Below are 6,768 nucleotides of genomic sequence, written 5' to 3' on the forward strand. Positions count from 1 at the left end.
CGGTCAATGTCTGCTTCCGTGTTGTACAAGTAGAAACTCGCGCGCGCCGTTGCACTTACCTTAAGCCACCGCATAAGCGGTTGGCAGCAGTGATGTCCGGCACGTACAGCAATCCCCTTCGCATCCAGAACAGTAGCTACATCATGAGGATGGACATCATCCAAATTGAATGTAACGAGCCCGATCCGTTCGCTGCGAGGGCCGTAGATCGAGAGTCCCTCAATCTCAGACAAGCGCTCAACCGCATACGCACCCAACTGCATTTCATGCTTATGAATATTGTCCAGCCCTACTTCATTCAGGAAGTCAATCGCAGCGCCAAGTCCGACAGCACCCGCAATGATCGGTGTTCCTGCTTCAAACCGAGCAGGGACATCCTTCCATGTCGAATCATATAGCTCGACGAAGTCGATCATTTCACCACCGAATTCGATTGGTTCCATCTTCTCGAGCAGCGCCATCTTCCCATATAATGCCCCGATTCCGGTCGGTCCGCACATTTTGTGCCCTGACAATGCATAGAAGTCGCAATCCAGATCCTGAACATCAATCCGCATATGCGGCGTGCTCTGCGCGCCGTCAACTACGAGCACAGCCCCGTGGCGATGCGTAATCTCCGCGATCTGCTTCACTGGATTCACGATTCCGAGCACATTGGATGCATAAGCAATCGATACAATTTTCGTCCGATCTGTAATCGTCTGCTCCACATCAGACAGCAAGAGTGTACCATCTTCCTGCATCGGAATAAATTTCAATGTAGCCCCTGTCGCCTTCGCGACCTGCTGCCACGGAATGAAATTGCTGTGGTGTTCCATTTGCGTAATTACGATTTCATCGCCTTCACCACATACGCTGCGTCCATAGGACGAAGCAACGAGATTAAGCGCAGAAGTCGTGCCGCGTGTGAACACAATCTCTTCCGTGCGTGCCGCATTAATGAACCGGGCAACCTTCTCCCGAGCACCTTCGTAAGCGTCTGTCGCCCGGGAACCGAGCGTATGGACGCCGCGATGTACGTTCGAGTTGTCCTTTTCATAATACGCTTGTATCGCATCAATTACGGACCTCGGCTTCTGTGAGGTTGCCGCACTGTCTAAATACACCAACGGATGACCATTAATTTCCTGATTCAGTATCGGAAATTGCTCACGAAGCTCGCGTCCAATCATTGTCCCAGCTTCCTTTCGATGTAACGCTTCAGCAATTGCTGCAGATGCTCGCTTCGCAGCTCAGCTACAACTGGCGCCAAGAAACCACGGATAATCAGGTTCTCCGCCTCTTCACGAGCAATACCACGTGACATCAAGTAATGTACTTGCTCCTGGTTCACTTGACCAGCAGAAGCAGCATGACCCGCTGTTACATCGTCCTCATCGATAAGCAAGATTGGGTTGGCGTCACCACGAGCTTTCGGACTCAGCATGAGCACGCGCTCGGTTTGCTCACCGTTCGCTTTTGTTGCTCCCTTCTCGATCTTCGTAATCCCGTTGATGATCGAGGAAGCAGATTCGCGCATAACCGCGCGCGTAATCATTTGGCTGTCAGAGCTCTTGCCGAAGTGTACGGCTTTCGTCGTAATATTCAGCTTTTGCTCGCCATTTCCTACGCATATTACTTTAGTGTCGGAAGTAGAACCGTTCCCCTTCAGGATCGAGTTCGTCTCAGACGCAGCGTTACCGTTGTGCATTTCGCCAACAATCCACTCTATGCGGCCGTCATTCTCAACAATTGCACGACGAATCGTGATATCCGTAGCCTTCTCATCCAAATGATGGACAGATGCATAAGTGACCTTCGCACCGGATTTAACAAATACTTCAACTACACCATTATGAACATAAGCATCCGTAGAAGATCCAGACACGTAGTTGTCTACGTAGTTCACACGGCTGTTCACATCCGCAACGATCAATACATGCGGTGCAAATGTAGCCTTCGCATTGTCTGTATAGAATACAGCCTGAAGCGGAATATCAACTTCTACGTTTTTCGGCACGTACAAGAATACGCCGCCATTCCATACTGCAGCATGCACAGCAGCCAGCTGATGCTCGTCAGCCTTCAGAGCTTGCATCAAATGAGGCTTCACCAGGTCTTCATGCTCACGAACAGCTGTCTCCAAGTCCGTGAATATAATACCTTTCGCTGCCAATTCTGCTTGCAGCTGACGATAAATAACACTGGAATTGTGCTGAACCAGCACGTTGTCAACCTGCTCGGAAGACTCATCCCCTGTTAAAATATTGCGAGCTTCTGCTGGAATAGTAGCAAATGTAGATACCAATTGACCATCTACATGTTCACCATATGCACTGAGATCCCAACGTTCAATTTTTGTTTTCTCAAATATCGGATAATCCAGTTCTGCTGCTTGATCCAACGCCTGCAAGCGCAATTCAGCAAGCCATGCCGGCTCACTCTTGCGGCTCGAAAGCGCTGCGACCGCTTCACGGCTCACTGGCAATGTCGTATTCGTGCTCATCGGTCTATCGCTCCTCCTGTCAATCGTTTGCTAGAATGAATTACTCGTCTTGTCCAACTGTTTCGTCTGTAATGCCGAGTTCTTCCTTCACCCAGTCGTAGCCTTCTGCCTCAAGACGCTCAGCCAGCTCAGGTCCGCCGGATTTCACGATGCGGCCTTGCATCATAACGTGTACGAAGTCAGGCTTCACATAGTTCAGCAAACGTTGATAGTGCGTAATAACCAAGAATCCGCGTTCTTCGCTGCGCATCGCATTTACACCATTTGCAACGATCTTCAATGCGTCGATATCAAGACCGGAGTCGATTTCGTCCAATACTACGATTTTCGGATCGAGCATCATCATTTGCAAGATTTCGTTACGCTTCTTCTCCCCACCGGAGAAGCCTTCGTTCAAGTAACGATGAGCGAACTCTTCGTTCATCTCAAGCTCTTTCATTTTGCCTTCCATTTGGCGAATGAACTTGATCAAGGAGATTTCGCTGCCCTCTTCGCGGCGTGCATTGATTGCACTGCGCAAGAAGTCGGAGTTCGTTACACCTGCGATCTCGCTTGGATATTGCATAGCAAGGAACAGACCTGCGCGAGCGCGCTCGTCAACTTCCATCTCAAGCAAATCTTCACCGTTCAATGTAGCAGAACCTTCTGTTACTTCATATTTTGGGTGCCCCATCAAAGCAGAAGCGAGTGTACTTTTACCAGTTCCGTTAGGACCCATGATTGCATGTACCTCGCCGCCCTTCATTTCAAGGTTGATTCCTTTCAGAATCTCTTTACCTTCAATGGTCGCCTTCAAACCATTAATGACGAATTGAGTTGACATTGTGTTGTAACCTCCAGATTGATGGATTTGTAGAAAAGATGTATACTGAAAGAACAAGTAATCTTTATCCACGCTATAAGATTTATCACATTATAATCATTATAAAATGATTATCATTGATTCTCAATATAATTTTAAAACAATCATTTGTATAAATCAACCAGCGCCCTGTCCTCTCTCGTTATACCTCTTGCATAACAGCCCCCTATTTCTATAGAGATGCGCCCTATTTGCTAGAGCATTATCGGTTTCCAATTTTTATATATAATTTCAGTAAAAAGCGCACCCTTTTCAGGATGCGCTTATATGATTTTCATTTACGTATCGCAATCTGTATCCGCCATTCCTTACGCAAGGAATGCATTCAACATCCATACATGCTTCTCTAGGTCAGATTGAATGCCGATGAACAAGTCATTTGTAGGCTCGTCCCCTGCAGCTTGCGCTGCTTCTTGTGCTTCGCCGCATTCTGCAATCAATTGATTGAAATCTTTAACAAGCTGCTTCACCATTTCTTCTGCTGTTTCGCTGCCTGTCGCTTCTTGCAATGTTGTATGCTCCAAATACTGCTTCACAGTAGCATATGGTCTGCCGCCAATTGTGAGCAAGCGTTCCGCAACATCATCCATTTTCGCTGTGATTTCATTATAGAACTCTTCAAACTTCTCATGCAGCGTGAAGAACAGAGGACCTTTTACAAACCAATGGTAGTTATGAAGCTTCACATACAATACGTTCAAGTTCGCTACTTGTTGATTCAACAGAGATTGAAGTTTTTCGTTATTTGCCATGATCAAAACGCCTCCTAATTGATATCAATTTCTTATTGATAATAATTCTAAATTAATATTAACTATTTTTCAAGTCTTTCTTGTACAAATGTGATTGCCAATCTTTTCTACCACATTTCTCATCGATTCCTTGCAACTTTATTCTGCTGGCCTACTATATATATGTACCCGTGTTCACGTGAAATGAATCATCGCAACACGGCGTCCCATAAGGACTAGTGGTCATAAGTGTAACGGAGCTGCTTCAAATCAGCTATGACGCTTGATACATAAAACATCGAAATACTTCAATATTATGCGTCCCCTGCGCATTGATCATACAGCTGAATTTAGAAGTGCCCTAGAACATGAGGTTCAAAGCATCGCTGCCCTTCATGCCAACTGTAATACCGAGACGCTCAGCTTCGTGCGTGATGGATTCAAGCGGAGCTTCAAGCAACTGCTCCAGTGTCCGTACTCCGACTGCGCGTCCTGCGATGATCCCTCGATCATGCAGCTTCGTATTGAGCAGCCCTACATCAAGCGCACCGCACATAATATAGCCTTTATCGGTTGAGATCGACAACAGTGTCGTTTTGGGCAGCAGCACTTCAACGCCTAGCACGGTTCTCTCACCAATTTCCATGGGTATCAACCGTATCACTGTGAATGCCTCCTTCTGACTTACAGGATGGTATCATCTTATGCATTTGCCGTCTTTTTGGCGCGTATGGGCCGTGAAATGATATTTAGTTCTAAAGAACTATATTTGTCGGAATTTATACCGTATTATAATGTATTTATCTAGGCAAAATGTCCAGGTTGGAGGAATTACTGACAATGCTTTATCCTACTTCATCTCAACAATCCGTCTTTAAGTTCAATGTTGACATCCTTGTACAAGGCGAATCCAACGTGGCTGCGCTAGAAGCTTTGCTGCAATTGCTGCATCAATACCCTGACGTACTGGACGCACGCGTTCAATCCGGTAATGAGCTCGGTTCCTTGTTGGAGCTTGCCGAAGCCATGCAGCAGCGCAATATCAAGCAGTCACCGTTTGGCAAGCTAGCAGTTCGCGCAGCCCATTCAAGCTCCGCAGCTGCTGATCACCGTGTGGATAATTCCTCACCGAGAACAAATAACAAGCGGGGTGCGGCCGCACAATCACCAGCATCAATGGCCCCTATGAACAAGCCAGCACGCACCGCAGCTACCGAATATACGGAGCCAAGCCAACAGCAATCCAATGACGCCAGGCTTCAAGATGTCGAGAATCAGCTTCGAAGCTACATCGAACAGAATCGTTTATTACGTTTGCGCATTAACAAGGGAAAAGGCATCACATTGAATCTCCCCTGCCGTATCCTCAATTATGACGCCTCAAATCAGCTGCTGAACGTATACCATGTTGATGAGAAGCAAGTGTACGCATTCAACCTGAATGAGATCGAAGATATGCAGCCCTAAACTCAATAACATATCAACAAACAACAACAGCCGCAATGAAGTCAGATCAGTCGACTCCTATTGCGGCTGTTGCATATCTGTTATTCACTTATGTACGAAGCATTGCATCGCTTCCTGATTGCAATATCTGCGGAACAGAGATTCAAACCCACTGCGTGGCAGCGGAGGGCTGAAGTAATAGCCCTGTATATTGTCACATTGATTATTTTGCAAGAAGACAAGCTGTTCCTTCGTCTCTACACCTTCTGCAATAACTTGCATATTCATATTGTGCCCGAGTGCAATAATTGCCGACACGATGGCAGCATCATTCGGATCTTGCTGCAAATCACGTACAAAGGAGCGATCAATCTTGAGGCGGTGTATCGGAAAGTTCTTCAAATAATGCAGTGAGCTGTAACCCGTTCCAAAATCATCAATACTAATCGCTACGCCCATATCTTTCAACTTGCGCAAGGTCTGTGACGCACGCGATACTTCCATCGTCATGCTCTCCGTAATTTCCAGGTCAAGGTATTGCGGTTCCAGCCCTGTTCGCTGCAGTACCTCCTGTACCGTCTCCGTCAAATTGTTCATTTCGAACTGCCTTACTGACAAATTAACAGATACCGGTATACGTTCAAGGCCTTCATCTTGCCACTGCTTATTCTGTCTGCAGGCTTCTTCCATAATCCATGTCCCGAGGGCTACAATGAAGCCATTCTCTTCTGCCAAGGAGATAAATTCTCCTGGCGGAATGAGACCTCGCTCCGGATGGTTCCAGCGCACAAGTGCCTCCATCCCGACAATCCGGCATGTCGACATATCTACCTGCGGCTGGTAATAGAGCTCGAATTCCCCTCTTGTCAGCGCCTTGCGCATATCATGCTCCAGTGTAATACGCTCAAGCGGACGATCATTCATCTCTGGAACGAAGAATAGATATCCGTTCTTCCCCAGTTCCTTCACTCGTGACAAGGCGTAGTCCGCCTGCTGAACAGCCAGACCTGCATCATGAATGCGCATATCTTCATGAATAAGCTTCACGCCTATGCTCATCGTCACATGAACGGGGATATCGTTCAATTCGAACGGCTCCTCGAACACCGACAACAGTTGGCGTACACGCTCCGTCACTTCCTCCTCTGATCCTGCATTCGTCATGAAGCAGATGAATTCATCCCCCTCCATGCGAGCAATGACATCATTCTCAGTCATCGAGCGTAGCAGCCTGTCGGCAATCT

Annotated in this window: 7 protein-coding genes; 1 reads left to right on the plus strand and 6 read right to left on the minus strand. The window is 47.1% G+C overall.

Translation table 11 applies throughout. The features are described 5' to 3' along the window. From AZ66_RS24980 to AZ66_RS25000, 5 genes are all read right to left on the minus strand, one after another. Positions 1-1,172, minus strand: a 1,172-nt coding sequence (locus AZ66_RS24980; RefSeq protein ID WP_044357359.1) for a cysteine desulfurase, incomplete at its 3' end; no start/stop codon positions are given. After that, positions 1,169-2,485: a Fe-S cluster assembly protein SufD gene (gene sufD / locus AZ66_RS24985; protein WP_044357360.1), complete on the minus strand. Its 1,317-nt coding sequence runs from the start codon at positions 2,483-2,485 to the stop codon at positions 1,169-1,171. The genes AZ66_RS24980 and sufD, both read right to left, overlap by 4 nt. A gap of 40 nt (positions 2,486-2,525) precedes the next feature. Beyond that, positions 2,526-3,308 (minus strand): Fe-S cluster assembly ATPase SufC, encoded by a 783-nt coding sequence (sufC, locus tag AZ66_RS24990; RefSeq protein WP_021259032.1) that lies wholly within the window; start codon positions 3,306-3,308, stop codon positions 2,526-2,528. A gap of 347 nt (positions 3,309-3,655) precedes the next feature. Beyond that, positions 3,656-4,099 (minus strand): Dps family protein, encoded by a 444-nt coding sequence (locus AZ66_RS24995; RefSeq protein ID WP_044357361.1) that lies wholly within the window; start codon positions 4,097-4,099, stop codon positions 3,656-3,658. Between the two features lie 340 nt (positions 4,100-4,439). Further along, positions 4,440-4,742 (minus strand): YunC family protein, encoded by a 303-nt coding sequence (locus AZ66_RS25000; protein ID WP_021254153.1) that lies wholly within the window; start codon positions 4,740-4,742, stop codon positions 4,440-4,442. 176 nt (positions 4,743-4,918) lie between these two features. On the opposite strand from AZ66_RS25000, the gene AZ66_RS25005 reads away from it, so the two are divergent. Beyond that, positions 4,919-5,545, plus strand: a complete 627-nt coding sequence (locus tag AZ66_RS25005; protein ID WP_044357362.1) for a hypothetical protein — start codon at positions 4,919-4,921, stop codon at positions 5,543-5,545. A gap of 84 nt (positions 5,546-5,629) precedes the next feature. On the opposite strand, the gene AZ66_RS25010 is transcribed toward AZ66_RS25005, so the two are convergent. Beyond that, on the minus strand, positions 5,630-6,768 hold a 1,139-nt coding region (locus AZ66_RS25010), incomplete at its 5' end, for a putative bifunctional diguanylate cyclase/phosphodiesterase (protein WP_044357363.1).

Origin of the sequence: Paenibacillus sp. E194, from assembly GCF_000935845.1 — a bacterium.
Taxonomy (GTDB): domain Bacteria; phylum Bacillota; class Bacilli; order Paenibacillales; family Paenibacillaceae; genus Paenibacillus_B; species Paenibacillus_B alvei_B.

What these genes read in the sequence shown, in the direction of transcription:
- sufD (WP_044357360.1), bottom strand. Translation starts at nt 2,485, where the DNA reads ATGAGCACGAATACGACATTGCCAGTGAGCCGTGAAGCGGTCGCAGCG.
- sufC (WP_021259032.1), bottom strand. Translation starts at nt 3,308, where the DNA reads ATGTCAACTCAATTCGTCATTAATGGTTTGAAGGCGACCATTGAAGGT.
- AZ66_RS24995 (WP_044357361.1), bottom strand. Translation starts at nt 4,099, where the DNA reads ATGGCAAATAACGAAAAACTTCAATCTCTGTTGAATCAACAAGTAGCG.
- AZ66_RS25005 (WP_044357362.1), top strand. Translation starts at nt 4,919, where the DNA reads ATGCTTTATCCTACTTCATCTCAACAATCCGTCTTTAAGTTCAATGTT.